Here is a 26963-nt window from a genome sequence, read left to right as displayed (position 1 = left end):
TTGTGTATTGATGATTCGTGATGGAATGATCACAGGAAATCAGGATGCAATAGATGGGTGTAACAAATGACCCCCGTAGCCATGGCCTCTGGGCACAAAGTGCCTGTGACGCGCCGGTTACCGGGTGCCTGACGCAGGAGACCACAGCCGATGTCGCCATTATTGGCGCCGGCTATACGGGGCTTTCCGCAGCGCTGCATCTTGCCGGCGCGGGCAGGAAAGTTGTTGTGCTCGAAGGCCAGGAAATCGGTTATGGCGGTTCGGGGCGCAATGTCGGGCTGGTCAATGCCGGGCTGTGGCTCATGCCATCCGATGTGGTGCGCACGCTGGGCCGGACCTATGGCGAACGTGTGCTCTCCCTGCTGGGGCAGGGGCCGGAAGTCGTCTTCTCGCTGGTAAAGAAATACGGCATCATGTGCGAGGCGGAGCCAACCGGCACCCTGCACTGCGCGCCAGATGGCGCCGGCGTGCGCAACCTGCAGCAGCGCGAGAAGGAATGGCAGCAGCTTGGCGCGCCCGTAACCCTGCTTGGTGAAGGCGAGACCCGCAGGCTTACGGGGAGCAATGCCTTCAGGGGTGCCCTGCTCGATGCCCGCGCAGGCACGATCCAGCCTCTTTCCTACGCGCGCGGACTGGCTGCCGCCGCCATGGCGGAAGGGGCTGAAATCCATACCGCAAGCCCTGTATCCAGCGTGTACCGCGAGGACGGGGGCTGGCTTGTGCGTACGCCCCGGGGCAGCGTGAAGGCGCAATGGGTCATTGTCGCGACCAATACCTATACCGACAGGCTATGGCCAGAAATTCGCGAAGAGCAGATCCACCTGCCTTATTTCAATATCGCAACCCGCCCCCTGCCGCCTGCGTATCTGGACCTCATCCTGCCCAAAAAGCAGGGTGCATGGGACACGCGCGAGGTCCTGACATCCTTCCGTCTGGACCAGGCGGGCAGGCTGGTTGTTGGCAGCGTCGGCTCGCTTGGCATGATCGAGCGCAACATTCACCGCCAGTGGGCGCGCCGGGCGTTGACCAGCATCTACCCCATGCTGCGCGACATCCCGTTTGAATCGGAATGGTATGGCCGTATTGGCATGACGCTGGATTCCGTGCCACGCTACCACCGGCTTGATGATCAGGTGCTGTCCATCAGTGGCTTCAACGGGCGTGGCATTTCACCGGGCACCATGTTCGGGCAGGCGCTCGCGCGGCGCATCTGCGGTGAACTGACGGATGCCGACATGCCGCTGCCCCTTACGGATATCAGGCTGCCCCCCATGCGCATCGCGCGCGAAAACATCTATCGTTTTGGCTCAACGGCGGTGCATGCCGTTTTTGATCGCCTGTAAGAACAATATCCTGTCTTCAATTCCGGGAAGGAAAAAAGCAACATGACCACACTCTCCGCCGAGATCCGGACACTCCTCGGGCAGGTCGGCGTGCCTGAAAGCGCCTGGACGACCGGTAGCCTGAAGGTGCGCAGCCCCGTTACGGGCGAGACCATTGCCAGCGTGGTCACGCTCAGCTCCGAGCAGACGGATGACATCATCGCAGCCTCCAGCAGGGCCTTTGCCCAATGGCGCACCGTGCCCGCCCCGCAGCGCGGCGAACTGGTGCGCATCCTTGGCAATATCCTGCGTGAATACAAGGAGCCGCTTGGCCGCCTGGTGTCGATCGAGGTGGGCAAGGTCCTGTCCGAAGGGCTGGGCGAAGTGCAGGAGATGATCGATATCTGCGATTTCGCAGTCGGCCTGTCCCGTCAGCTTTATGGTCTGACCATCCAGTCCGAGCGCCCTGACCACCGCCTGATGGAACAGTGGCACCCCATGGGGCCCGTTGGCATCATTTCCGCCTTCAACTTCCCGGTGGCAGTCTGGGCATGGAATGCGGCTCTTGCGCTGGTCTGTGGTGATTCCATTATCTGGAAGCCCTCTGAAAAAACGCCCCTGACCGCCCTTGCCACCCATGCGCTGTTTGAGCGCGCGGTCAAGGAATATGGCGGCGTGCCCGAAGGGCTGAGCACCCTGCTGATCGGTGATGCCGCGACTGGTCGCCAGCTGGTGGATGATGCCCGCGTGCCGGTTGTGTCCGCCACCGGCTCCACCCGCATGGGCCGTGCCGTGGGCGAGGCCGTGGCCAAGCGCTTTGGTCGCTCCATTCTGGAACTCGGCGGCAACAATGCCTCCATCGTCACCCCCTCGGCCGATCTGCACATGACGCTGCGTGCCGTGGCCTTTGGCGCCATGGGCACGGCGGGCCAGCGCTGCACCACGCTGCGCCGCCTGATCGTGCACAAGGATGTCTATGACACGCTGGTGCCCAGGCTGAAGCAGGTTTACACCAATATCAGCGTCGGCTGTCCGCTGACTTCTGATGCACTGGTCGGCCCGCTGATTGACGGCAACGCCTTCAGCGCAATGGAACGCAGCCTCGAGGCCGCCCGCAAGGCTGGCGGCGTGGTGCATGGCGGCGGCCGGGTTGATGTGAATGGCGCGGCGTCCTTTTATGCCCGCCCGGCCCTGGTTGAAATGCCGCAGCAGGTTGGTCCGGTGCTGGAAGAAACCTTCGTGCCGATCCTGTACGTGCTGAAATACGACACGCTGGAAGAGGCGATCGCGCTGCAGAACGGCGTGGTGCAGGGACTGTCGTCTTCCATTTTCAGCAACGACGTGCGCGAGGTGGAGCGCTACCTGTCGGCCGCAGGCTCCGACTGTGGCATCGCCAATGTCAATATCGGGCCATCCGGCGCGGAAATCGGCGGGGCCTTTGGTGGCGAGAAGGAAACCGGCGGAGGGCGTGAATCCGGCTCGGATGCCTGGAAAGGCTACATGCGCAGGCAGACAAACACCGTCAATTACGGCAGGACCCTGCCGCTGGCGCAGGGCGTCAAATTCGACGTCTGACACGGCCAGTGCCCCGCCCTTCGGCCTGAAGGGCGGGGCCTGTGTGTCTGGACCACATCTTCTGACGGGAGCAGGGAATGAACCGGTTTGTAACGACAGATTCACTGCGCGGTCTGTTTGCCGCGGGCATGTCGGACATGTACCGTCAGGAGGTGCCTCTTTACGGCACGCTTCTGGATATCGTGGCGCATGTTAACGCCACGGTCCTGCATAACGATCCGGCGCTGCGTCAGTCCCTTGCCGATATGGATGAATGCGCACGCCTTGACCTTGAGCGGCATGGCGCGGTGCGCGTGGGCACGGCCAGCGAGCTTGCCCTGCTTGCCCGTATTTTTGCGGTGCTGGGCATGTATCCGGTCGGGTATTACGATCTTGCAGCCGCTGGCGTGCCGGTGCATTCAACCGCATTCCGCCCGGTGGATGAGGTCGCCCTGCGTGCGTGCCCGTTCCGTATCTTTACTTCCCTGCTCAGGCTTGAACTGATTGAAGATCCCGTCCTGCGCGCGCAGGCGCAAAAGGTTCTGCAGCGGCGTCAGATCATATCGGAACGTGGACTGGCCCTGCTGGAAAACGCCGAGCGTAACGGCGGCGTGGCGGAAGATGAAGCACAGGAATTCCTAGCCGAGATGCTGGCCATTTTCCGCTGGCACAGTCAGGCCATTGTCGATATCGAGACCTACCGCAAGATGCATGCGGCCCATCGGCTTGTGGCAGATGTCGCGGCCTTTCAGGGGCCGCATATCAACCACCTGACCCCGCGCGTGCTTGATATTGATGCCGCACAGGCCGAAATGGTGCGCCGGGGCATCGACGCCAAGGACTACATAGAAGGCCCGCCTCACCGCAGGGAGGCCATCCTGCTCCGGCAGACCAGCTTCAAGGCGCTGGAGGAGGTCATTTCCTTCCCTGATGGCGCCACGATACAGCGTGGCACGCATACTGCGCGCTTTGGCGAGATCGAACAGCGTGGCATGGCCCTGACCCCCAAAGGCCGCGCCCTGTATGATGCCTGCCTGCACAAGGCACGCGCGGGCGAGCACCCCGCAGGCCACGACCATGACGCGCGCCTGCGGAAGGCTTTCCGGGATTTTCCCGATGATCCGGAAGACCTCCGGCAGCAGCAGCTTGCCTATTTCCGCTATGTCCTGACACAAAAAGGTAAAGCCGCCGCACACGCAGCCACCGGCACGACACTGCCCGACTGGCTGGCGGCCCGATGGGTGCAGGCCATTCCGATTACGTATGAGGATTTTCTGCCCATCAGTGCCGCGGGCATTTTCCGCTCCAACCTTGGCGATGGAAGCCGCCAGGGCTACGACAGCCACGGATCGCGTGCCGTGCTGGAGGCAGCGCTGGGCCGTAAGGTGATTGATCCGTTTGAACTGTATGAAACAATACAGGAAAAATCTCTGGAAGTCCTTGCCTCGCATTTTGCCGCGATGCGGGCGCACTGATCTGCCCAACCGCACCGGACCTCTTCGCCCACGCCATCCGTATTACCCTGCCTGCGTTCGTGGTCATTCCTAAATGTTATGATCTCATTATGAAACGTTGTTTGCAGGGGGGGCTGGGTATGCAATGTTACAGTTTAACAACATGATGGTGGCCAGGAGATGCCAGTTTCCCGCCCGGTTGCCATTGGTCATGATCTTGTAAAGGGAAATGCTGAATTGCAGGGGCCGGTGGCAGTATCATCCAAACTCAAGCAGCGGCATATCTCGATGATCGCCCTCGGCGGCGCCATAGGCGGTGGCCTGTTTGTGGGGAGCAGTTCCGCCATAGCGGAGGCGGGGCCAGGCGCGATTGTGGCCTTTCTGGTAACCGGACTGTTTGTGATGGCGGTCATGACCATGCTGGGCCGGATGGTTGTGGCCTTTCCCAATCAGGGGTCGTTCGTCTCCTATATCCGGCTGGGCCACGGGCCATGCGCGGGGTATCTGGCGGGCTGGCTTTACTGGTTTTTCTGGGTTGTCGCCATCGGTAGTGAGGCGATTGCCGGCGCCGTCATCCTTCATGGCTGGATTCCGCTGCCCATCTGGTGTCTTGCGGTCGGTATTGTCATGGGGCTGCTGCTTATCAATATTGGTGCCGTGCACGTATTTGGTGAGACCGAGTTCTGGCTCTCGCTCGTAAAAGTGCTGGCCATTATTTTCTTTATTGGTCTCTGCTCGGTGTTCCTTGTATGGAACCATGGTTTTTCCCTTCACGCCAACCCGGCACTGAGGGAGAACATGCAGGTCTTCCCCAAGGGGTTTGTCGTTATACTGGGCATCATTCCTACGGCCCTGTTCACCATGCTGGGCGCGGAACTTGGCACGGTCGCGGCAGGGGATTCCGCCAGTCCCCAGCAGACGATCGCCCGCGTCACCTATAGCGTCGGCCTGCGCATCTGTTCCTTTTACCTGTGTTCGCTCCTGCTGATCCTGCTGGTCACGCCGTGGAGGGATGTCATGCCCGGGCATTCCCCTTTCCTGACCACGCTGGCGCGCATCGGGGTGCCGCATACGGTCATGATCATGCAGTGTGTGGTGCTGGTGGCGGTACTGTCATGCCTCAATTCTTCCATTTACATTACATCGCGCATCCTGGCCGAAATGGCGCGGTCAGGGGATGCACCGCAGTTGTTCCGCTCCACCGATGACACGCCACCGCGCAAGGCGGTCATTGCCAGCTGCCTGTGTGGCGTGGTGGTGGCTTTTTCTTCCATCCTGTCACCCGGCGGCGTGTTTTCCTTCCTGCTCAACTGTAGCGGGGCGGTCGTGCTGGTGGTGTATGTCATGATCTCGACCGCGCATTACACCCTGTTCAGGGCCAAGGCAGGTCGGCAGGCATTGGGTCATGTCCTGCGCACGGCGCTGGTCATTGCGTTCAGTGCCGTCACGTTCCTTGCCATGTTCATCCGGCCGGACCAGCGCGCGACCGTAGTGTCCTGTTTTATTACGATTCTGTTTTTCCTGGCCATCTACGCCATACGCAAACAGCTTTCATGCCGCCGTGCGCATGTGCAGCTGCGTTCATGAACAGAGGACCGGGTCATGACATTTATACGCCGTTTCCTGCCTTCCATTACATTCCTGTGCTCGTTCGAGGCATCAGCACGCCATCTGAGCTTTACCGCCGCCGCGCGTGAACTGAACCTGACCCAGAGCGCCATCAGCCGCCACATCCGTATGCTGGAGGAACGGCTGGGATCTCCCCTTTTCGTGCGCGACCGGCAGACCGTCAGGCTGACACGTGCGGGCGAATTATACGCTGTCGAGATCCGTAGCGCCCTTACCCTCATATCGCAGGCCACGCTGGGCTTCCGGGCCTGCCCGAGCGGGCGGTCCATCAATGTGGGTATTGATGCAACACTCGGCGCACGCTGGCTGCTGCCGGCCCTGAAGGATTTTCATGTCCTGCACCCGGATGTGGACGTCAACCTCCTGTCTGACATGCGACAGGATAATATTGACGTCTGCATCCGCCCGCCAACGGATGATGACCACGAAATGGTGGTGCGTGAAATCCTGTCCGTGCCCATCATACCCGTATGCTCATCAACCCTGCTGGCCCGGTTCCGGGTCAAGCGTGTGGAGGATATGGGGGAAGCGCCCCTGCTCCATTTCACGTCCCGGCCGGATATGTGGGAATGCTGGTTTGAAAACCAGGGCTTTTCCCCTGAAGCGGTCAACGGAACCCTGTTTGACCAGTACATGACCATTATTGGCGCCGCCATGAGCGGGGTGGGCATTGCCCTGCTGCCCAAGGTTCTTGTTCTGGATGAACTTAAGAATGGAAGTCTGTCTGAAATAAAGTGCAAAAAAAGCATAACAGAAAATTATCATATTATTTACAAAGCAAATAGTGAAAAACATGCTCTCATACGTGAGTTCTCCAGCTACCTTGGAAGTATAGCTTAGCGGTCAGGTTGCAAAGGGGGAGGGAGGGGCTGCCTCAAACAGGGTGGTCTGCTCGGCAGGCGGCGGCAGCCGTAATTCTGTTGATATGGACATAAAGTTACCGCCCACCGTGACGACAATGCTCCGGCTTCATCCCCCCGGGGTTATCGGCAGATTGCGGTACCGCCTGCCGGTCGCATGGAAAATGGCGTTGGCAATGGCGGCTGCCGTGCCGCACATGCCGATTTCCCCCACGCCCTTGACGCCGAGGGGGCTGACCTCATCATCGTGCTCGTTCACGAACAGCACGTCCATGTCCGGAACGTCGGCATGGGCCGGGATGTGATATTCGGCAAAATTGTGATTCATGAAACGGCCAACACGCTCATCCATCAGGGAGTCTTCATGCAGCGCCATGCCGGTCGCCATCACCATGGCGCCGCGTATCTGGCTTGCGGCTGTTTTCGGGTTCATGATCCGCCCGGCGGCAACAGCATTGACCAGACGGGTTACGCGCACGGTGCCGAGTTCCGGGTCCACGCGCACCTCGCAAAAAACTGCGCTGTGCGTGAAACGCGCCTTGCGCATCTGGCTGATTTTTCCACGTAGTCCCGGTTTCGCGGTCTCTTCAGCTTCAAGCATGTCGTGTCCCGTCAGGGACAGGGCATCGGGCAGAGAGAGACTGACCGGCCCGTTTTCAGTCATGTCATGCAGGATGCCGCCTTCCAGCGTCACGGTGTCCTGCTTGACCCATGCCGGGGCATTGTTACTTCTGGCGAGCATGTCGATCAGTTTCCTGCGCAGGCTGAGACATGCCAGCCACACAGCCGCCCCGGCTGAGGCCGCTGTCCATGATCCGCCTTCCGTCGGGCATTGGGGCAGGGAGGAATCTCCGAGTTCGATATCGATCCGCTCAAGCGGCATGCCGAACGCGTCAGCTGCGGTCTGCGCCAGAATGGTATAGGTTCCGGTGCCGATGTCGGAAGCGGCAGTGGCGATATGCAACCGCCCATCCTGACCCAGCCGCGCGCGGGCGGAAGTGGGGGAGAACATGGCATCCCATATGCCCGTTGCCATGCCCCAGCCGATCAGTTCCCGGCCATCACGCATGCTGCCGGGCGCCATGGAGCGGTCATACCAGCCAAAATGCTGCGCGCCCTGGGCCATTGCCTCCCGCAGGGCCTTGCTGGTCAGGGGCATGTCATGCATGGCGTCAATATCGGAGTAGTTGTGCAGGCGGAAGGCCAGCGGGTCCATGGCGCAGGCATGGGCCATTTCATCAATGGCCATTTCCAGAAGGTTGACGCCGGTTGCAGCCCCGGGAGCCCGCATGTCGCTGGACGTATAGGTGTCGCGCGGTGCGACCTTGTAATCAGCCGTGGCGTTCGGGCACCTGTAATTGATCAGCCCCCAGATGACGATGTTTTCCATATTGTGCTCGAAGCGCGACGTATCGGTTACCCCTTCGACAATCATGGACTGCAGCGTTCCGTCCCGGCTGGCGCCAAGGGCGATATCCATGACGGCTTCGGGGCGGAAGGTGTGGGTAAACATCTGCGGTCGCGTCAGGGTCACGCGCACCGAGCGCTTCAGCATTTTCGCCGCCAGCGTGGCGAGGAAGACATTATACACCGCCCGCAGGCCCGAGCCGAATGCGCCGCCCACGTAAGGGTTACGCACGCGCACCTGCTTCTTTGACAGGGCAAGGGCGCTTGCCAGATAGGCCTGCACCGCCTGCGGGCCCTGCGTCTTGTCCCAGACTGTCAACGCGCCATCATCTTCAACGATGACAGTTGTGGCGTGCATTTCCATCGGGTTGTGATGTTCGGGGGCCAGATGATAGCGGCCCTCGACCTGCACGGTGCTCATGGCATAGGCTGCAGCCGCATCCCCCCGGGGTTTGGGTGGTACGTAATTGCTGCGTGTTTTCGATGGCATGTATTTCTGATGCAGGGCCACCTCAAAATCCGCATTATGCGGCCACCGCTCATAATCGACCCTGACCAGCATGGCCGCCTCACGCGCGGCCTCGAAGGTTTCGGCCAGGACAACGGCGACGGGCTGCCCGTTGAAGTGGATTTCACCATCATGCAGCGGCCTGTAGGGCGCACCGGGCACGCCCAGGCCATCCATGTAGGATTTCTCGAACAATGCGGTATGGGGCCGGTTGAGGTGGGTCATGACCTCGACCACGCCGACTACCTGTCGCGCCTCGGCATCATGAACGGTTTCAATCCGCCCGCGTGCAATGGGGCTGTTGACAATAACGCCATACAGCATGCCCGGGGGGTGGGGTTCGGCGGCGTATTTGGCCTGTCCGGTCACTTTCGCAATACCATCGATCCGCGAGACGGGTTGCCCGATAGACGTGGGTAGGACGTTCATGGCGACTATCCTTCAGCGAATGGTCTTGTCTGTCTGGGATTGCGGCGTGCCGGATGCAGCCTGCCACAACGCACGTTCGATCACGCGCGGCGCCAGCCGGATCTTGGCGGCATTGTCACGGTCCGCCACGGCTCCGTGTAGCAACCGCCCGGCAACATCGCGGAAAAGCGAATGCGACGGCGACTGGCCCTCAAGCAGCGCCTCGGCCTGCGGCACGCACCACGGTTTTGTGCCCATGCCACCAAGCGCGATGCTGCCACGTTCGATCTGGCCATCCTTCATGCGCAGGCCCACGGCTACCGAGACGATTGCAAACGCGAAGGACAGCCGGTCACGCACCTTGAGATAGGTATGGTGCGGACCGAACGGCGCGGGCGGCAGGTCGATGGCGGTCACGATTTCACCCGGTTGCAGGATGTTATCGCGCCATGGCGTATCACCGGGCAGGCAATGGTAGTCACGCATGCCAACCACGCGCTCGCCATTCGGGCCGTGCAGGTTGATCGTGGCGTTGAGGGCGGCGAGGGCAATGCACATGTCTGAGGGGAAGGTGGCGATGCACGCGTCACTGGTGCCCAGCACGGCCATGATCCGGTTGCGACCGCCCCGTGCGCTGCATCCCGTGCCGGGCGAACGTTTGTTGCAAGCCATGGCCGGATCATAAAAATAATGGCAGCGCGTTCTCTGGTTCAGGTTACCGCCATTGGTGGCCATGTTGCGGATCTGCGGGCTGGCGCCCGCAAGGATGGCCGAGGCGAGCAGGGGGTAGCGGTCGGTCACAAGGGGGTGGGCCGCTGTATCGGCATTGGTTACAAGTGCGCCAAGACGCAGCCCGCCATCGGGCCGGTCCTCGATATGGCGCATCGGCAGGGAGCCGATATCAACCACATGACGCGGGCGTTCGACATCTGATTTCATGAGGTCGATCAGGTTCGTCCCGCCTGCGAGGAAGCGCGTGTGTTCGGAATCATGGCAGGCTTCAGCGAAGGTAGAGGGGCGGGAATACGAAAAACTTCTCATGCCGCCGCTCCGGCCGGGTTGGGGTGCTGCTGGCGCACGACCCGTTCGATGGCGTCGATTATGCCGTTATAGGCGCCGCAACGGCATAGATTGCCGCTCATGAACTCACGGATTTCCGCGCGGGAATGGATATGACCTTCCTCCAGCAGGGCAATGGCCGACATGATCTGTCCCGGCGTGCAGTAACCGCACTGGAAGGCATCTGAATCAATAAAGGCCTGCTGCATCGGGTGTAACCGGTCGTTCTGGCTGATCCCCTCAATGGTCGTGATTGCGGCATCCGGGATCGAGACAGCGAGGATAAGGCAGCTTTTGACCCGCTTTCCATTTACCAGCACGGTGCAGGCCCCACATTGGCCATGATCGCATCCCTTTTTCGTGCCGGTCAGGTCAAGCCGCTCGCGCAGCAGATCGAGTAACGTGACGGATGGCGGCAGGTCAGCAGCGTAACTCTGGCCATTGATCTGAAGGCGACACGGGATGGCGACAGACTCACGGGTCATGGGAAATCGCTCCGGCGGTATCTGGTTTTGTCTGGGGCAGTTACAGGGTTTAAGGCATGAGGGGGCCGCTGGTTGCGCCGTCATGCGTGAAAACGGGTGTATGGAATTTTCACTGGCGTCTGTCTGGCGGCCATTATAATACCGGTAATTCTTTATCCCGTTGTCGTGAGAATGAATCCATATCAATATACATCGGATGAATACTGGAACTGTTATGGGAAAATTTTTCGACAATGATATTGCAAACGCGCCGGGAGTGAGCGGGGCAGCAGGCGTGGGTACAGGCCTGCGCCATGCAGGTAAAGACTGATGGCATGCCCTGAAAGCGACCTTTCGCCATCCTCATGCTGATGCCATCTGTATCAGCCTGTATCAGAATGCCTGTGACACATGCGTGCGTTTGTGGAGAATAATCATCAATTATAACGTTCCACTACAATAATATAATTTAAGTATATATGGTTGGTCCTGTTTGTTTTTATTTTTAAAAATAATTTTTCTGCTGAATTTTTGAAACTGAATTCAAGTCGAGTGGTTTGTGATGTGACGGTCGGATGAACGACCGTTCTCTATCAGCAAAAAGGAATGGACCAATGGCAAATCAGGGCGGCAGCCATGAACAGCACGTCAAGGCCGGTGAGCAGAGCCACAAGAACACCGGCACATCGCATGGTGGGAAAGACGAAGGTCAGCACACCACCGGCACCCGGGGCGGCACGCATGAACAGCATGTCAAGGCCGGTGAGCAGAGCCACAAGAACACCGGCACGTCGCATGGTGGGAAAGACGAGGGCCAGCACACTACCGGCACCCGGGGCGGCACGCATGAACAGCATGTAAAAGCTGGCCAGCAGAGCCATAAAAACAGCTGACTATATGTTGAAGACCGGGGGCGCCAGCAATAGCGCTGGCGTTCCCGGAGGTTGGCAGTCTCCGATCTGCCCCACGCCAGTCAGGTAACGAATATCTTTTTGAAAATGGAGAAGAACAATGGGCCTGTTTTCAAAACCGATAAAAACCCTTGATGATCTGTTCGTGCATACGCTTCAGGATATCTATTATGCCGAAAACCAGATCGTGAAAAACCTGCCCGCCATGGCGGAAAAGGCGACTGAACCGGACCTTAAGGCCGCGTTCCAGCATCATCTGACCGAAACACAGGAGCATGTACGCAGGCTCGAGCAGGTATTCCAGATGCATGGTCAGCCTGTTAAAGGCGTGACCTGTCAGGCCATGGATGGAATCCTTGCCGAGGCAAAGGATATCATCAGCGACTGCGATGATCCCGAGGTGCGTGATGCTGCCATGCTCTCGGCGGCGCAGGCTGTCGAGCATTATGAAATAACCCGTTATGGCAGCCTTGTCGCCTATGCCCGGCAGCTTGGCCGTGCCGACTGCGCGGCCGTTCTGGAACGCACACTTGAAGAAGAAAAATCTGCTGACCAGAAACTGACGCACATCGCCGCGATGAGCGTAAACCAGCATGCCGCGGCCTAAGGGCTCATGCGCTCCTTTAAGCCGTGAATTCAAATAAAATCCGTGAATGCAGGCCGCCTCTAGGATCGATCGCGGGGCTGGCAGATTTCCAGTGGTATATTGGCAGCTTTCAGTTTTTCATACATGGCGGGTTCGATCTGGGCATCCGTCAGTACATGATCAAATGTATCAAGGCCCGCCAGTCGGTAGAGGCCGCCTTTGCGGAATTTTGAACTGTCCACCAGCAAAACCGTCTGGTCGCAGATTTCCATGAGCACGCGCTTGATCTTGATGATGTCCGGGTTGCTCTGGAAGGCCGTGCCATTGTGGATGACGGACGTGGACAGGAACATTGTATTGGCATGCAGGCCCTGCGCCGCCTGTTCGCATATCAAACCGAAAAAGGCATTGCGGGGCCGGTTGTAATCACCCCCCAGGCAGATCAGGCGCAGGTCGGGGTAGGGGGCCAGTGCCTCGATCACGCCCATGGCGTTTGTAATGATGGTCAGCGGGGCAAGCGCGGGCAGCAGGGGCAGCATCTCGGCTACGGTGGTTGAATCATCCAGCACCAGAACCTGTTCCGGCCGGATCAGCGATATGGCGCGGGCAATGATCGCCTGCTTGCCCTCTCTGGCCAGGGCCGTGCGGTAGGTTACGGTTTTCTGCGTGGCGGTGCGGTTGCGCAGGGCAAGGCCGCCATGCAGCTTTTCCACCAGTCCCTGTTGTGCCAGCGCGTTGGCATCACGGTGAATGGTCATGCGGCTGACATCAAAATGGGCGGCCAGCGCGTCAATGGTGGCGTTGCCCGTTTCAAGCAGCAGGTCAAGGATGCGTTGCTGGCGTGCCGTGTTGTCGCCCCGTCGGGCCGGGCGCGTGGAAGCCGGGGAATGTGACAGGCCCGTGTTGTCGGTCATACTGGCAATCGATCTTCATCCGCAGGGTCAACAGGTAGGCGCGTAACGTAAGGGATACCTGTTACGCGTGTCACATTCAATGTGGCCATCGCAATGGCTGGCCAGCCTCCTGCACACAATCCGGTCCGGTTCCCGGCCTCTGGGATCACATTAATATGCGTTATATATAACACTATAGTTGTTATATATAACATAGTGAATCCGTCATCATGCTGCTCGATAGCAGGAGGTCGAAGATGCGCCGGAACTTCATTATCGGAATTGACTGCGGCTCGACCGCCACCAAGGCGGTCATTTTTTCCCCTGAAGGTGAAATCGTGGGCACGGGGCGCAGTCGCGTGGCCCAGCATATGGACCGCCCGCACCATGTCGAACGCGACATGGGCGAGGTCTGGCAGGGCGTGGCCGCAACCATCCGCATGGCGCTCGATGATGCGGGCCTGAACGGTCAGGCCATTGCCGCAGTGGGCGTAACAGCGCATGGCGACGGGCTGTTCCTGCTCGACCGCATGGGCAACCCGCTGGGGCGCGGGATCATGTCGCTCGATAGCCGCGCGACTGACCTGCATGACCACTGGCGGCAAAGCGGGGTTCTGGATCAGCTTGTGCCGCTGGCGGGGCAACGGTCTTATGCCTATTCCGCCAATACCCTGCTGGCATGGATACGGGCGCATGAGCCGGACCGCTATCATGCCATCGGCTCCATCCTGTTTGCCAAGGACTGGATCCGGCTGTGCCTGACGGGAGAAGTCGCAACAGACATAACCGAGGCCAGCACGGCCTTTACCGATCTGCATACGCAGCAGTACAGTGCCGCCATACTGGATATTCTCGGCCTGGAGGCCATGCGTGACTGCCTGCCGCCCATGCTGGATTCCTGCGCACGGGCCGGAACGGTCACGGCCAGCGCCGCCGCAGCAACGGGCCTGCTGGCGGGCACGCCGGTTTCGGCGGGGTTGCATGATGTAACGGCCGCCGCCGTGGGCATGGGTCACACACGGCCGGGCGACATGTCGCTTACGGCTGGTACGTTTTCTATAAACGAGGTCTTCCGCGACAGGCCCGTTACAGGGGAGGGCTGGGCCTGTCGCGCAGGCTACCGCCGGGGATTGTGGAACTGCATGGCAATCTCGCCTGCGTCGTCGAGCAATCTGGAATGGATGGCACGCCTGCTCCTGCCTGGAAACGGGGATGCCACGACGATATTGATGCGCGAGGTGGAAGAGCGCCTGAGCGCTGCCCGTCACGCGCGCACGGTTCCGCTTTTCCATCCTTTCCTGTTCGGCTCCCCTTATGCAGCCCCTGCCAGCGCATCATTTTTTGGCGTGCAGTCATGGCATGACCGGACCGATCTGTTGCAGGCGATGGTGGAAGGCATGGTGTTCAACCATCGCATGCATGTCAGCGCACTGTGCCAGACGGGGCCGGTAGCGCGCGTGGGCATATCTGGTGGCGGCAGCGGCCAGCCTGCAATCGCGCAACTGTTTGCCGATGTGCTGGACAGGCCGGTCGATGTCTCTTCCGTGCGGGAAGCAGGCGCACTCGGTGCGGCCCTGACCGGGGCGGTGGCGGTGGGCATGCAGCCCGATCTTGAACACGCCGTGGCGGGGCTGGATGTGTCGCTGCGGACCTATGGCCCGCAACCGGCGCAGGTGGCGGTGTATGATGGCATCTATCATCGTTATGTGGCGCTGGCGCAGGTCATGCGCCCGTTCTGGCGCGCGCTGTATGATATGTCGCCCCCGGCACCGTTACAGCCGGAGCCTGTATCCGGGGCCCATCCTGCCGCCATGCATCTGCACGCCCATCATGCGACAGCCATGGGGGGAATTCCTTCATGAATACCGTCCTGCCTCCGGTGAAGGATTATGATGTCATCATCATCGGCGCCGGGATCAATGGCGCAGGGCTGATGCGTGAACTGGCCGTGCAGGGTGTGCGTGTGCTGCTGGTGGACCGGGGAGATATCTGTAGCGGCACGTCGAGCGCCCCCTCGCGCCTGATCCATGGCGGGATCAAATATCTTGAAACCGGGGAGTTCCGCCTGGTCGCGCAATCCACGCTGGAGCGTAACCTGCTGCTGCGCAATGCGCCGCATGTCGTTCATCCATTACCCACCACCGTGCCCGTCCGCTCATGGTTTGGCGGGATCGTGCCTTCCATACGCCGCTTCCTGCGCCTGGGCGGCAAAATGACGGACCGGGGGGCGCTGGTGCTCGAACTGGGCCTGCTCATCTATGACTTCCTTGGCCGTCATGCCCGCGTTATGCCCCGGCACCGCCTGTTTTCAGGCCGGCAGGCCCGGGCGCGCTGGCCGCATATGAGCAGCACCGTCATGGCCTGTGCGCAGTATTATGACGCAGCAATCAGCCAGCCCGAACGGCTGGGCTATGAATGCGTGCACGATGCAGTGCAGGCGCAGGACGGCTGTCATGTCGCGACCTATACCCATGTTGAGTTCTTTCATGATGGCATCGTGAGCCTGCATGACCGACCACGCGGGCAGTCATGGCGGGCGCGTGCGCCCGTCGTGGTCAATGCGGGCGGGGCGTGGATCGATCAGGTCAATGCCGCCCTTGGCGTGCCCACCCGTTATATCGGCGGCACAAAGGGGTCGCACCTGGTGCTGCGCCATGAGGGGCTTTTGCGCGAACTGGGCGGGAACATGGTGTATTTCGGCACACCGGACGGGCGGATCTGCCTGGCCTATCCCTTTCTGGGCCACGTGCTGGTGGGGTCGACCGATATCCCTATTGCTGATCCGGACGCGGCCATCTGCACCGATGCGGAACAGTCCTACATGCTCGATATGCTGGGCGCGCTGTTCCCCGGTTTCGGGTTTGATGCGTCCGACGTGATTTACCGCTACAGTGGCGTGCGCCCTTTGCCCGCGGGTAACGCGTCCGACCCTGGCGCGATCAGCCGTGACCATATCGTGCATGAGGACCGGCTGGGAACGGTTGCGCTGTTCTCGCTGGTAGGGGGCAAATGGACAACGTTTCGCGGGCTGGCGGAGGAAGTGGCGGACACCATCCTGCCCCGTCTGGGCCGGGTGCGGCAGGTCTCCACCCGGTCGCTGCCAATCGGGGGCGGTCGCGGTTATCCCCGCCCTGCGGACCTTGAGGCCCATATTGACCGTCTGGCCACGACCAGCACCATTGCGCGTGAACGGGCGCGCGTTTTGTTTGGCCGTTACGGCACGCTGGCGGAGGAAATTGCGCGGTTCTGCGGTCTTGCGCCCGATGCGCCCCTGCGCAGCCTGCCATCCCATACAAGCCGGGAAATCATGTTCATCGCACGCCATGAACAGGTCCGGCATGTGGCGGATATTCTCTACCGCCGCACCACCATTGCCCTGTCCGGCGCGTTAACGCCCGAAGTCACGCACGAAGTGGCCGCCATCGCGGGCGAAACCCTTGGGTGGGATGCCGACACGATCCGGCATCAGGCCCGTGAGGCCTGGCAGGAAGCCGAAACGCGACATCATCTCGCCGCCCGCATGGCCGCCCCGAAATCCATGCAGCCCGAACCGATCGGAGCCTGAACAATGAACCGCTATGAAACCAAGATCGCCCGCATGGCCGCCGGGATCGACACGCGTGCCGACTTTATCCTGGCCGATGCCAAGGATGCCGATATGGCGGCAGGCATCAGCGCCATGGGGCGTAACCGCGCCATGGGCGCGCTGTCGCCCTATCGCTGCCGGGATGAATATCTGGATGATATCCGCGCCATGCTGGAACTCGATGTGGTCGATATCATGCTGGTCTCAGCCTCCACCCTGGAAACGCTGGTGCGCGAAGGCGCTTTTAACGACAGCCGCGTGCAGCCTGCCATCCGTGCCAATGATACCACCGACCTGTGGCGCGGACGGGGCAGCCCCTATGTCACCCAGCGTTCCGTGCCGTTTCGCAGCGCGTCACTGGCCGGTGCGCAGACCCGGCTTGGCCTGTATTCCATGACCTTCAATGGCAATGCGGAACACGATGCCCATGCGCTGGAATGTTTCCGCAGCTTTCGCGAGGATGCGCAGGCGCATGGTTTTTCCTATTTCCTTGAAGTCTTCAACCCCAATGAAGGGCGGATTGCGCAACCGGATCGGGGTGTCTTCCTCAATGACATGATTATCCGCGCCCTTGCCGGCCTGCGGCAGGCGGAACGGCCGCAGTTCCTGAAAATTCCCTTCAATGGCGCGGCTGCGCTGACCGAACTGTGCGCATTCGATCCGCGCATGGTGGTAGGGATCATGGGGGGCAGCAGCGGCACGACGCGTGACTGCCTTGAACTGCTGCATCAGGCTCAGGCTTGTGGCGCGCGGGCGGCCCTGTTCGGGCGCAAGATTGTTGATGCCGATGACCCGATGCTGCTGGTGCAGGCCATGCGCCATGTCACGGATGGCAACCTTCCGCCAGATGAAGCAACCTGTTTCTATCATGATGCCCTGGCCCGCAAGGGGCGGCGTGCCGAACGCCCGCTCGGTGCTGACCGCTGCATTACCGAAAACATGCTGCTCGATGGCCCGATCAGCATGGGCATCATGGGCTGATTGCGACATTCACCCTATACTTTGTGTTCCTGAATTTTATTTTGGAACGATAGGGTATTATTGCATATATTTTTGCAGATCATGAGAACGTGAACATTCTCATGACAGGCGCGGCGCAACGATAACGCCACTTATGATATATATATCATGTAAACTGTTATGTATGTGCATCCTGCCAGATATGGAGACCCGTGATGCATTCCAGACCGTTATGGATTGGCACCAGCTGGAAAATGAACAAGGGGCCAGCCGCCGCCATCGAGGCCGCGCGCGCACTGGCTGCCTTCCATCCGCCCGTGGGGGTGCAGCCTTTTGTTATCCCGGCCTTTACATCGCTCAAGGATGTCTGCGCCATACTGGAGGGCACATCCGTGCAGGTGGGGGCACAGAACACCCATTGGGAGGATGAAGGGGCATGGACAGGGGAAATCTCGCCCGTCATGCTGGCCGAATGTGGCGCGACACTGGTGGAAATCGGCCATTCCGAACGCCGCGACCATTTTGGTGAAACGGACTGGACCGTCAACCTGAAGGTCCATGCCGTGCTGCGCCACGGTATGCGCCCGCTGGTGTGTATTGGCGATACGGCGCAGGAACATGCGTTTGGTGTAACGCATGAGGTGCTGGCCCGCCAGTTGCGCATTGCGCTGCACGGTGTACCGCCCGTCCGTCTGGCACAGGTGTTGGTGGCGTATGAACCGGTCTGGGCCATCGGGGCAGGGGGGCAGGCAGCCGATGCCACGTTTGTCGCCCATGCCCATGCACGCCTGCGCGCGGTGCTGGTGGAGATGGCGGGGGAGAAAATCGGGCATGAAGTACCGCTGCTGTATGGCGGCAGCGTTACACGCGCCAATGCATCGGGCTATGCACGGCTTGCCAATGTAGATGGCGTCTTTATTGGGCGCGCGGCGTGGAGTGTCGCTGATTTCAGGCAGATTATCGGGAGTGTGGTACATGAACATGTTGCATCTGGCTGAAACCGGCACGGTTGCCACCCGCAGGCGCGCCATGGTCGATTATGTCATGAACCGTGGCAATGTGGAGATTGATGAACTGGTCACGCGGTTTGAAACCAGCCGCATGACCATCCATCGTGACCTGCAGGCGCTCTCGGCACAGGGATTGCTGCGCCGGGTGCATGGCGGGGTAACAACCCTGCCCAACGGCATTGCCGAAAGCAGCATGCTGTATCGCAGGCGTCGCGCCATGCGTGAAAAGAAGGCCATGGCAGCGCTGGCGGCCGGTATGATCGGGCCCGGTGATGTAATCGCGCTGGATGATTCGACCACGGCATGCTGCATGGTGGATCACCTGGCCACGATGGGCGGCCTGACGGTGGTCACCAACAGCCTTGGCATTGCCTCCACTCTGGCGGCCATGCCCGCCATCAGCCTTATGGCGCTGGGCGGACGGTATCACCCCACCTTTGACGCATTTTTCGGGCTGATGTGCGAACAGGCGATCGGGGCATTGCGGGTGGGCACCCTGTTCATGTCCGTATCCGCCGTGCATGGCGTGAACGCCTATCATCAGGAGCAGGATATCGTCAAAGCCAAGCACGCGCTCATGCGCAGTGCGGACAGGCGCGTGCTGATGGCCGACAGCACGAAGTTTGGCAGTAACGCGCTGAACCGCCTGGCGGACCTGTCCGAATTCGATGTGGTGATAACTGATGACGGCCTTGATCACGCAACGCGTGACCGCCTGCTCGATCATGGCGTTACACTGCAGGTGGCGCGATTATGCGCCAGTGACGCGGTAAAACTTTAATAAAAAGATACTCCATTACTCAAATGGGAGAAAAACGATGCGTATAGCCATTGGTGGCGATAGCGCCGGTAACGGCATGGCGGGAATGCTTGCGCAGTACCTGAAAGAGCGCGGCGGGCACGACGTGCTGGACATGTCCGCCCCCCCCGGCGGTGGCAGCGAACTGTATGCCAGCCTGAGCGAGAGGGTGGGGCAGGCCATCATGTCAGGGCAATTCGACCGGGGCATCCTGTGCTGCGGCACCGGGATCGGGGTGTGTATTTCGGCCAACAAGATACCCGGCATCCGCGCGGCCCTGACCCATGACACCTATTCCGCTGAACGGGCCGCCCTGTCCAATAATGCCCACATCATTACCATGGGCGCGCGCGTGATCGGGCCGGAGGTTGCCAAGAGCATCGTCAATGCGTGGCTCGCCTGTTCCTTTGACCCGCAGGGCCCATCAGCCCGCAATGTGGCAGGTATTGATGCGCTGGGCGAGAAATATACCCACGCTGAGCCTGCCGTTACCACCTGCTGAATGCTGGCTGCAAGTGCAGCCGGATGAGCAGTAAAGCGAAAGAACAATAACAATGAAAACAGCTTTTCTTCTTGCCGCAGCACTGGTGCTTGCGCCAATGGCGGCACGCGCGGCAGATGATCACGCGCCGCTGCGTTTTGTGCTGATCCCCAAAACCGTTCACCCGTGGTTTGACAAGGTGAATACCGGCGCCCAGGCAGCGGCCGACCTGCTGGGAAAGACAACGGGGCGCAAGGTGGAAATTGAATACCGTGCGCCAGAAACGGCAGATGTCTCTTCACAGAACGATATTATCGAGCGCGCGATCGCAACCCACCCTGACGGGCTGATCCTCGACCTGCTGGATGAAAAGGGCAACCACGCGACCATGCTCGAGGCCGTGGATGAAAAGGTGCCCATGACGGTGTTTGACTCCCTCCCGCCCGAAGGGATGGACATCACGGCGGTCGGAGCCGATTTTTGTGAACAGGGCACGATCGCAGCCCGGCGCCTTGCGGAACTGATCGGGGAAAAGGGCGAGGTTGCGATCATGATCGGCGTGCCGACCGCCCCCAACCATACCCGCCGCGCGGAATGCGAACGGGCGACGTTTGCCAAATATCCGCAGATCAGGGTGGTCGCGACCGGTATTGATAATGACAGTATCGAAACCGCGCAGAAACAGGCTTCCGCCATCATGCAGGCCCATCCCGATCTTGCCGGGTGGGTGGCGTGCGATGCAGCAGGCCCGGTGGGCATTGGCCAGGCCATCCGCGAAAGCGGGCGCACGGGCAAGGTCAAGGAAGTGGGGCTGGACAACCTGAACGACATGATCGCGCTCATCCGTGACGGGGTGGCGGATTCATCCGCCTCCAGCCGGCCCGAAATGCAGGGCTACTGGGCGGTCATTGCCGCATGGCAGCGCGCGCTGGGCCAGAAAACGCCCAAATACATAGATACCGGCATAGATGTCCTGACCAAAAAGAACATCTGATCTTTCCCGGATATTGATGGAGTAACGACCATGACGGTTCTCCACGTTTCATCCCTGCGCAAGACCTATCCCGGCGTTGTGGCGCTGGACCATATCGACCTGATGCTGGAAGCGGGCAAGGTCCATATCCTCGCGGGGGAAAATGGCGCAGGCAAATCCACGCTCATCAAGGTGCTCACCGGTCTTGTCACCCCGGATGCGGGGCGCGTGGACATAGAGGGCCATGACGCGCTGGCCGATCACGCCCTGTTTGATCGCGTGGCGTATGTGCCGCAGGAACTCAGCCTGTTCCCCACCATGACGGTTGCGGAAAACATGTTCATGCCCTTCGCCAGATCCGGTTTCGGGCGCATGACCGTATCACGCACGGCAATGGAAGCGGCAGCGCAGAAGCTCATGACCCGCTTTGGCATGCATGCCCGGCCGGGGCAGAAGGTGGGGCATATCAGCGTGCCCGACCAGCAGTTGCTCCAGATCGCGCGCGCGGCCAGTGCCGGGGATTTCCGGGTGCTGATCCTTGATGAGCCCACATCCTCGCTTACATCGAGCGAGACGGAACACCTGTTTTCCATCCTGCGCACGCTTCGCGATGAAGGATGCGCGATCGTGTTTGTCTCGCATCGGATGGAGGAGATTTTCGCGCTGGGGGATACGGTAACCGTGCTGCGCAACGGGCGCAGCGTGGGCACCCATTCCATGGCGGAGCTTGATGAAGGCGAACTGATCCGCCTCATGTCCGGCAACAGCGTGCAGCTTGATGAGCGCTTTCAGCCCGGCGTCGCGTCGGGCACGGAGGATGTCATCATCGATGTGGCGCATCTGTCCGGCCCCGGCTTTACGGATGCGTCCTTCACCCTGCGCCGGGGCGAGATACTCGGCTTTGCCGGGCTGGTGGGGGCAGGGCGGTCTGAACTTATGCAGACCCTGTTTGGCTACCACCGCGCAACAGCGGGAAGGTGCGTGCTGGACGGGCATGAGATCCCGCGCGGCAGGCCAGACCGGGCCGTGGCTATGGGCATGCTCTACCTGCCTGAGGAAAGGCGGCACCACGGCATTTTCCCGCTGCTGAGCGTGCGCGAGAACATTGCCGTATCGGTCATGGACCAGATCGTGGGCGGTGGCGTCATTTCATCGGGCCGGGAACGGCGCGTGGTGGCCGATGCCATCGAGCGCTTCGATGTGCGCACGTCATCGGCGGAAAAGAAGATCATGTACCTGTCGGGTGGCAACCAGCAGAAGGCGATCATCGGCCGCGCCATGGCGCGCAGGCCGCGCGTGCTGATCTTTGATGAACCGACAAAGGGCATCGACATCGGCACGAAGTTCCAGATCTACCGGATCATGCAGCAACTGGCGGAAGAAGGGGTGGGGATCATTCTCGTCTCGTCTGAAATGGCGGAGCTGCAACGCTGCGCCACCCGCATCATCACCATGCATGCCGGACGGATCACCGGTTCGTTCGATCAGGCCACGACCGACATCAATACACTTGTGGGCGCGATTATCGGCGCGCCGGAGGTTCGTCATGTCGCTTGAAACCACATTCCCCACCACGCCGCCCACCCCGCCGCGCCTGCCCCCCCTGCGCAGGCTGGCCGCACGCTGCATGCGCAACCCGCTCGGTGGCGTCATTGCGGCCCTTGTCCTGATCTTTGGCGTGTCATGCCTGCTGTCGCCGCATTTCCTGACCGGCTTCAACATGATGATCATGGCCCGCGCGCTGGCCTTTATCGGGCTGGTCACGATCGGGCAGTCGATCCTGATGATCCTTGGCGAACTCGATCTGTCGGTGGGGGCGATTGGCGGCCTTGCCGGTATTGCGGGCGGTATGCTGATGGTGCAGGCGGGGCTGAACCCGTGGCTGTCACTGGTGCTGTGCCTGCTGCTTGGCACTGCGTGCGGCATGCTCAATGGCGTGCTGATCACGCAGTTGCGGCTGCATTCGCTGGTGCTGACCATCGGCATGGCGGGCGTGTATGGCGGCGCGATCCTGGTGGCGACCAAAGGGGTGGCGATTACCGGCGTGCCCGGTGACATCTCCTTTCTAGGCCGGGGGCTGGTTTATGGCGTGCCGGTGCCCTTCATCGTGCTGCTGGCCTGTCTGGGGGTGGTGGCCTTTGTCATGGTGCGCACGCCCATCGGGCGCTACGTCTATGCCATTGGCAGCAACCCCGAGGCCGCGCGCATGCTGGGCCTGCGGGTGGATGCCATCCGTATCGCCGCCTTCGCCACGGCGGGCTTCCTGTCCGCCCTTGCAGGCATCCTGATGGTGGCGCGGCTGGGCACGGCGCAGCCCTCCATTGGTGATACGTGGGTGCTGGCCCCCATTGCCGCCGCCGTCATCGGCGGTGTCGCGACTACAGGCGGGCTGGGCAGCCCGGTGGGGGCGGTGCTGGGCGCCGTCATCATCGGCATGATCGAGAACATCATCGTGCTGTTTGGCATCTCGCCTTACTGGCAGTCGGTGGTCAGCGGCGGGATTGTCGTGCTGGCCATCTCCTTTGATTCCCTGGCGCGTCGCTACCTGCACCGTGAGGCATGACCACGCCCTGATGCGACGTTTCCCGTTAGCTGAGGATATATGAAAATGACCAGAATCTGCGGCAATGCTGCCGAATTCGCCCAGTCCGCGCTGCATGGCTACAGCCTTGTCCACCGTGACATCGTGCGCATGGTGCGCGGTGGGGTCGTGCGGGCAAAACCGGGCCGGGCGGGCAAGGTGGCGGTGGTTGTGGGGGGTGGTTCGGGCCACTACCCCGCCTTTAACGGCTATGTCGGCACAGGCTTTGCCGATGCGGCGGTGGCGGGGGACATCTTTGCCTCGCCTTCCACGCAGGCCATCTATTCCGTGGCGCGCAGGGCCGAGCGCGGCGGGGGGGTGATCCTGGGCTTCGGGAATTATGCAGGCGATGTGCTGAACTTCGGCATTGCAGCCGAACGCCTGCGCCGTGAAGGGATCGACACCCGCCTGCTGGCCACGACCGATGACGTGGCCAGCGCCGACGTGGGCGACATGGCCCGCAGGCGCGGCATTGCGGGTGACATGACGGTGTTCCGGATTGTGGGCGCAGCAGCCGAGGCAGGGCTTGACCTTGATGCGGTCGAGGCCGTGGGCCGGCGCGCCAACAGCCAGACCCGCACCTTTGGCGTGGCGTTTGAAGGCTGCACCCTGCCCGGTGAGGCGGACCTGCTGTTCCACGTGCCCAAAAACCGCATGGCGCTTGGCCTTGGCGTGCATGGTGAACCAGGCATAGATGAACAGGACATTCCGCCGCCCGCGCAACTGGCGCATGTGCTGTTTGACCGTATTCTGAAGGAGTTGCCCGATGATGCGCCCCGGCGGGTTGCGATCGTGCTCAACGGGCTGGGCAGCACCAAGCATGAAGAACTGTTTGTGCTGTGGGAGGCGCTTGCGCCCCTGCTGGCGCAGGCGGGCCTGAGTGTTATCGCGCCGCTGGTGGGGGAATACGTGACCAGTCTGGACATGGCGGGCTGTTCGCTGACCATGACATGGCTGGATGAGGAACTGGAGCGCTACTGGCGCGCGCCGGTCGAGACGGCCGTGCTGCGCCATGCGGGCATTATGGGTGAACCCGGCGCAACTGATGGCGTGATGGAGGAAGAGCCCCCTGTTGTCCATGCGCAGGCCGCAACCCCGGCTGGCCAGCGTGGTGGTCTGTGCGTGGCGGAAACCATGGCGCGGCTGGCGCAGGCGCTGGCTGCGGCAGAGGGCGAACTGGGCCGTATCGATGCCGTGGCGGGCGATGGCGACCATGGGCAGGGCATGGCGCGTGGGTCGGCTGCGGCCCGTCAGGCGGCGCGGCAGGCGGCCCAGGCCCACGCGGGGGCTGCGACCGTGCTGGCGGCGGCGGCAGATGCATGGGCCGACCGCGCGGGCGGCACGTCAGGCGCATTGTGGGGTGAAGGCCTGCGTGCCTTCAGTACGGCGCTGGATGATGTATCGGTTCCCGATGCGCCGCAACTGGCTCACGGTGCCCGGTACGCCATGGAACGTATCATGCAACTGGGCCGGGCGCGGGTTGGCGACAAGACGCTCATGGATGCGCTGGTTCCTTTTGTCGAAACGCTGGAACGTGAGTGCGACCAGGGGCATTCCCTGCCCGATGCCTGGCAGGCGGCGGCGGATGCCGCGCAGAAGGCGGCGGACGCCACGCGTGACCTGCTGCCGCGCATGGGCCGTGCCCGCACCCATGGCGCGCGCAGTCTGGGCCACCCGGATGCCGGAGCCCTGTCACTGGCGCTGTGCCTGCGCGTGGCGGGAGAAGGGATGCCCCTGATCGAACCCGTGCCGGTATCGATGCTCCCCATGGGGCATATGAGCGAGGAAAACCCGGTGCTGGACGCGTTTCGGTCCTGATCCTTTCCCTGCCCCGGTGCATCCCTGCATCGGGGCAGGAAAGCAGATCGTTAGCGCTGCGGGAAGGATGACCGCTTCATGACATCTTGGCAGACAGGAACAGTCAGGACGCGTCTGGCATTAACGTGGAGGCATCGGTCCGTAAGGCCGGACAGTTCTTTGTCGTTCGGATAAAAACCATGTCAAAGCCCGTTCTCGTTACCGGTGCGGGGCCTGTCGGCCTGATCATGGCCGCCGAACTGGCCCGTTATGGTGTGTCTGTCAGGATTATCGACAGGCTTCCGACCCGCACCACCGAGTCCCGTGCCCTGGCCATCTGGCCCCGAACGCTGGAACTGCTAGATGCAGCGGGCTGTGCGGGTGCGTTTGTGGCCACCGGGCTACGTGCAGATGCTGTCAGTCTTCACGCTGGCGACAGGACACTTGCCCGGATACCGTTCGGGACGATCGCCTCTGCCTTCAGTTACCTGTTGATGCTTCCGCAATCGGAAACCGAGCGGCTGCTGGAAGAACATCTCAAAACTTTTGGCCATACTGTCGAGCGCGAGACCGAACTGGCAGACTTTGTTGACAGTGAGGAGGGCGTTTCATGCACGCTCAGGCATGCGCGAGGCAGGGTCGAGACGCTGGAAGCCGCGTGGCTCATCGGGTGTGATGGCGCGCATTCCTTTGTGCGCGGCAGGCTCGGCATGGCATTCGAGGGAGACACGCTACCCATGGGTTTTGTCATTGCTGACGTACATGTGGCGGGCCTTGCGATTCCGCCTGACGAACCGGCGATTTTCTGGCACCCCGATGGCGCGGTGATGGTCTTTCCGATAGCGCGGGGTCATTGCCGTATTATCGCCGATCTGGGTTCGGTTCCATTGCATATGCCCGATCTTGGGGAAATGCAGGGTATTGTCGACCGGCGGGGACCGGGCGGGGTCATCCTGTCTGATCCGGTGTGGCTGTCGGATTTCGGGGTCAATGAACGCAGGGTCCGGGACTACCGCAGGGGCCGCGTGTTTCTGGCTGGCGATGCAGCCCATATCCATAGCCCTGCTGGTGGCCAGGGCATGAACATGGGCATGCAGGATGCCTTCAATCTTGCCTGGAAGCTGGCGCTTGTCGAGCGGCACGAAGCAGGGCCGCGCCTGCTGGACAGCTACAGTATCGAACGCAGCGGCGTTGCGCTGCAGATAATGTCGGATTCCAGCCGTATGACCAGGATTGTCCTGCTCAGAAGTCATCTGGCGCAGAGAGTGCGCAATTTTACTGTAAGGCAGGCCTGTCGCATTCCGCCAATGCGTCGTGCCATCGCCAACCGGCTTTCCGGAATCCTGATCGACTATCCTGACAGCCCTCTCAACACGGGTTCGGCCCGAGGACTGCGTGGCCCCGGGCCGGGGCAGCGACTGGTTGCAAGACAGAGTTCCGGGCCAAATGATAGACCCCGTTTTGTACTTGCTGCCAGGGAGAGCGCCGAGGCACGGGCCATGATCGCGCGTCACGCATCCTTGCTGAGGCCCGAAATGTGCCTGCCGCCCGATGAAAACGGTATCTGGCTGGTGCGACCCGATGGTTACGTCGCGGCTGCCGCAAAAAGCGGGAACTGGACGGTGATCGACACGGCCCTGAACGCAGTGGCAGTCTGAAATACGACACTGTCGGATCAGATTGAATTCCGTCCGGGGGAGGCATCCCGCTTTTCCGGGCAG

General features: G+C 61.2%; 22 protein-coding genes. 18 read left to right on the top strand and 4 right to left on the bottom strand.

All coding sequences use genetic code 11. From position 1 onward, the window contains the following. Positions 1-53: 53 nt before the first annotated feature. From R5N89_RS08990 to R5N89_RS08970, 5 genes are all read left to right on the top strand, one after another. Positions 54-1343: an FAD-binding oxidoreductase gene (locus R5N89_RS08990; RefSeq protein WP_110567410.1), complete on the top strand. Its 1290-nt coding sequence runs from the start codon at positions 54-56 to the stop codon at positions 1341-1343. Between the two features lie 42 nt (positions 1344-1385). Then, positions 1386-2897 (top strand): aldehyde dehydrogenase family protein, encoded by a 1512-nt coding sequence (locus R5N89_RS08985; RefSeq protein WP_110567412.1) that lies wholly within the window; start codon positions 1386-1388, stop codon positions 2895-2897. Positions 2898-2974: 77 nt separating this feature from the next. Further along, positions 2975-4351 carry a VOC family protein gene (locus R5N89_RS08980; protein ID WP_110567414.1) on the top strand — a complete coding sequence of 459 codons (1377 nt, stop codon included), beginning with the start codon at positions 2975-2977 and terminating at the stop codon, positions 4349-4351. 228 nt (positions 4352-4579) lie between these two features. Further along, positions 4580-5917 (top strand): amino acid permease, encoded by a 1338-nt coding sequence (locus R5N89_RS08975; RefSeq protein ID WP_244192064.1) that lies wholly within the window; start codon positions 4580-4582, stop codon positions 5915-5917. A gap of 15 nt (positions 5918-5932) precedes the next feature. After that, positions 5933-6799: a LysR substrate-binding domain-containing protein gene (locus R5N89_RS08970; protein ID WP_110567417.1), complete on the top strand. Its 867-nt coding sequence runs from the start codon at positions 5933-5935 to the stop codon at positions 6797-6799. A 129-nt stretch (positions 6800-6928) separates the two neighbouring features. Here the strand turns inward: R5N89_RS08970 and R5N89_RS08965 are convergent, their stop codons facing one another. The 3 genes from R5N89_RS08965 to R5N89_RS08955 are packed head-to-tail and all read right to left on the bottom strand — an operon-like array spanning position 6929 to position 10686. Then, positions 6929-9163, bottom strand: a complete 2235-nt coding sequence (locus R5N89_RS08965; protein WP_110567419.1) for a xanthine dehydrogenase family protein molybdopterin-binding subunit — start codon at positions 9161-9163, stop codon at positions 6929-6931. A gap of 12 nt (positions 9164-9175) precedes the next feature. Beyond that, positions 9176-10183 carry a xanthine dehydrogenase family protein subunit M gene (locus R5N89_RS08960; protein ID WP_110567421.1) on the bottom strand — a complete coding sequence of 336 codons (1008 nt, stop codon included), beginning with the start codon at positions 10181-10183 and terminating at the stop codon, positions 9176-9178. Next, complete coding sequence (locus R5N89_RS08955; RefSeq protein ID WP_110567423.1) at positions 10180-10686, bottom strand: (2Fe-2S)-binding protein; 507 nt, start codon at positions 10684-10686, stop codon at positions 10180-10182. The genes R5N89_RS08960 and R5N89_RS08955 overlap by 4 nt, the downstream gene beginning before the upstream one ends. A gap of 593 nt (positions 10687-11279) precedes the next feature. On the opposite strand from R5N89_RS08955, the gene R5N89_RS08950 reads away from it, so the two are divergent. Next, positions 11280-11558, top strand: coding sequence for a hypothetical protein (locus R5N89_RS08950; RefSeq protein WP_110567425.1), 279 nt, complete (start codon positions 11280-11282; stop codon positions 11556-11558). 118 nt (positions 11559-11676) lie between these two features. Beyond that, on the top strand, positions 11677-12183 hold the full coding sequence (locus R5N89_RS08945) for a ferritin-like domain-containing protein (protein ID WP_110567427.1): 507 nt from the start codon (positions 11677-11679) through the stop codon (positions 12181-12183). A gap of 59 nt (positions 12184-12242) precedes the next feature. Here R5N89_RS08945 and R5N89_RS08940 read toward each other — a convergent pair whose 3' ends face one another. Then, a complete protein-coding gene (locus R5N89_RS08940) occupies positions 12243-13076 on the bottom strand; it encodes a DeoR/GlpR family DNA-binding transcription regulator (RefSeq protein WP_110567429.1) in 834 nt (277 codons plus the stop codon). Between the two features lie 236 nt (positions 13077-13312). On the opposite strand from R5N89_RS08940, the gene R5N89_RS08935 reads away from it, so the two are divergent. From R5N89_RS08935 to R5N89_RS08885, 11 genes are all read left to right on the top strand, one after another. Beyond that, positions 13313-14917, top strand: coding sequence for an FGGY-family carbohydrate kinase (locus R5N89_RS08935; protein ID WP_110567431.1), 1605 nt, complete (start codon positions 13313-13315; stop codon positions 14915-14917). Further along, positions 14914-16620: a glycerol-3-phosphate dehydrogenase/oxidase gene (locus R5N89_RS08930; RefSeq protein ID WP_110567433.1), complete on the top strand. Its 1707-nt coding sequence runs from the start codon at positions 14914-14916 to the stop codon at positions 16618-16620. Before R5N89_RS08935 ends, R5N89_RS08930 begins: the two co-directional genes overlap by 4 nt. A gap of 3 nt (positions 16621-16623) precedes the next feature. Beyond that, positions 16624-17622, top strand: a complete 999-nt coding sequence (locus R5N89_RS08925; protein ID WP_110567435.1) for a hypothetical protein — start codon at positions 16624-16626, stop codon at positions 17620-17622. 194 nt (positions 17623-17816) lie between these two features. Beyond that, complete coding sequence (locus tag R5N89_RS08920) at positions 17817-18599, top strand: triose-phosphate isomerase (RefSeq protein ID WP_110567437.1); 783 nt, start codon at positions 17817-17819, stop codon at positions 18597-18599. Beyond that, positions 18577-19392 (top strand): DeoR/GlpR family DNA-binding transcription regulator, encoded by an 816-nt coding sequence (locus R5N89_RS08915; RefSeq protein WP_110567439.1) that lies wholly within the window; start codon positions 18577-18579, stop codon positions 19390-19392. Before R5N89_RS08920 ends, R5N89_RS08915 begins: the two co-directional genes overlap by 23 nt. Before the next feature lie 37 nt (positions 19393-19429). Beyond that, positions 19430-19912: an RpiB/LacA/LacB family sugar-phosphate isomerase gene (locus tag R5N89_RS08910; protein ID WP_110567441.1), complete on the top strand. Its 483-nt coding sequence runs from the start codon at positions 19430-19432 to the stop codon at positions 19910-19912. Between the two features lie 52 nt (positions 19913-19964). Further along, a complete protein-coding gene (locus tag R5N89_RS08905; protein WP_110567442.1) occupies positions 19965-20885 on the top strand; it encodes a substrate-binding domain-containing protein in 921 nt (306 codons plus the stop codon). Between the two features lie 30 nt (positions 20886-20915). Then, complete coding sequence (locus R5N89_RS08900) at positions 20916-22421, top strand: sugar ABC transporter ATP-binding protein (protein ID WP_110567444.1); 1506 nt, start codon at positions 20916-20918, stop codon at positions 22419-22421. Further along, a complete protein-coding gene (locus R5N89_RS08895; RefSeq protein WP_110567446.1) occupies positions 22411-23427 on the top strand; it encodes an ABC transporter permease in 1017 nt (338 codons plus the stop codon). The genes R5N89_RS08900 and R5N89_RS08895 overlap by 11 nt, the downstream gene beginning before the upstream one ends. A 45-nt stretch (positions 23428-23472) precedes the next feature. Next, positions 23473-25263, top strand: coding sequence for a dihydroxyacetone kinase family protein (locus R5N89_RS08890; protein ID WP_110567678.1), 1791 nt, complete (start codon positions 23473-23475; stop codon positions 25261-25263). Between the two features lie 179 nt (positions 25264-25442). Next, complete coding sequence (locus R5N89_RS08885; protein ID WP_110567680.1) at positions 25443-26900, top strand: FAD-dependent monooxygenase; 1458 nt, start codon at positions 25443-25445, stop codon at positions 26898-26900. The last annotated feature ends 63 nt before the right edge of the window (positions 26901-26963 follow it).

The organism is Komagataeibacter sucrofermentans DSM 15973, from assembly GCF_040581405.1.
GTDB classification, from domain to species: domain Bacteria; phylum Pseudomonadota; class Alphaproteobacteria; order Acetobacterales; family Acetobacteraceae; genus Komagataeibacter; species Komagataeibacter sucrofermentans.
This window is presented reverse-complemented; position numbering and strand designations above follow the sequence as displayed.